This window comes from Candidatus Parvarchaeota archaeon, from assembly GCA_016866895.1.
GTDB lineage: Archaea > Micrarchaeota > Micrarchaeia > Anstonellales > VGKX01 > VGKX01.
In genome coordinates, this window is sequence record VGKX01000200.1 from 1 (window position 1) to 1,643 (window position 1,643).

General features: G+C 48.4%; 2 protein-coding genes. One reads left to right on the forward strand and one right to left on the reverse strand.

The window, feature by feature from the left end; all coding sequences use genetic code 11:
- A partial coding sequence (locus FJZ26_05905; GenBank protein ID MBM3229943.1) for a hypothetical protein occupies positions 1-402 on the reverse strand: 402 nt, incomplete at its 3' end.
- A 205-nt stretch (positions 403-607) separates the two neighbouring features.
- Here FJZ26_05905 and FJZ26_05910 point away from each other — a divergent pair.
- A partial coding sequence (locus FJZ26_05910; GenBank protein ID MBM3229944.1) for a class I SAM-dependent methyltransferase occupies positions 608-1,643 on the forward strand: 1,036 nt, incomplete at its 3' end.

Here is a 1,643-nt window from a genome sequence, read left to right on the forward strand (position 1 = left end):
CAGGTCGAGGCTGATGCCGCTTGCATCCTTGGAGGCAACCTTGAAAAACAGGAACAGTGTGCCGCCTTTTGCCGTGCCTATTTCCATGAAGGTTTTGACATTGCTCTTTTGCAGTATGGAAAGAAGCGACTTTATCTCCGACCTGATTTGCGCCGGGTTTATCAGGCCTTCTGATTCTTTGAATGAGAATTCGATGAGCTCGTCTAGGTTTGAGAACTGCACCTTTTTCACATCCGCAACGCATTTTCGTATAGGGAGATAGAGGAAGCTAGCAAGGAACACTTCCTGGAAAATCACCTTGTAGAAAGGCACTGCCTTGAGGAATTTCAGCCACTTTGTCTTTTGGACAACTGCTGTGGCTTTCACTAGATTTGATTCTATTCCTGCGCTGCTGTTTTGCATGCAATCCTTGCTTATAAATTTGTAGAACAGATATAAACCCATCTGTAGAGTTAAATACGAGGGCATTGCATTTTATCCCGACAATCTGTGCGATGCGGCTGCTTCGAGGCAGCCGCCGCTTATTGGCGGCGTAGATTGCGATGACTTTCGCAACACCCTATTAACATACGACGCAAGTTGCACAATTGTTTGCCTGGTAATACCTATGCCACAGATGGAAAACTGCAGGATTTGCAACAGCAGCTCGCTTTACTTTTTCCTAAAGCTCGGGCCCACGCCGCTTGCCAATCGCTTCATAAAACCTGGAGAGGAGAACCTCCCCGAGCCGAAATACCCGCTTGACGTCTGTCTTTGCAGTGATTGCGGGCTTGTGCAGCTTGGCTTTGTGGTGCCGCCGGAAATACTGTTCAGGGACTATATATATTTCTCTTCAACCTCAGACACTGCGAAGAAGCATTTTGCAGCCCTTGCAGGAAAAGTGGCGAAGGATTTTGCCTCCAAGGGCGACTTGGTGGTAGAGATAGCGAGCAATGACGGAGTGCTTTTGAAGAACCTGCTTGGCACTGGAATAAGGCCGCTTGGAGTGGAGCCTGCCACCAACATAGCAAAAGTTGCAAGCGAGGCAGGCGTGGAGACGCTCAATGAATTTTTCAATTCAGCTACAGCGCGGAAAATACATGGCGAGCACGGGCCTGCAAAAGTCATACTCGCAAACAACGTGTTTGCGCACATAGCAGACCTGAACGACTGCGTGCTTGGCATGCAGCTGCTGCTTGGCAAAGACGGAGTTGCCATAATCGAATTCCCCCACCTCTATGACCTGTATGAAAACCTGGAGTTTGATACTGTCTATCATGAGCACCTGTCTTACTTTTCACTCAAGCCCCTCATGCGCCTTTTCTCCAAATTCGACATGGAAATATTCAGGGCGGAAAAATTCGAAATACACGGGGGCACGCTTCGGATATATGTGCAGAAAAAAGGCGGAGCCCGCAATGCTGATGGAGAGGACATAGCGCGCATCCTTGCACAAGAAGAGAAGCTTGGCCTTTATTCCAAAGAAGCATACCAAAAGTTTGCAAAGAAAGTGGAGGCGCTCAAAACAGACCTCGTTTCCCTCCTTTCAGATCTGAAAAGCAAGGGAAAACGGATTGCGATTTACAGCGCCCCTGCCAAGGGAAATACTCTGCTCAATTACTGCGGCATAGGGCTTTCGCTCGTGGATTTTGCAGTGGACAAAA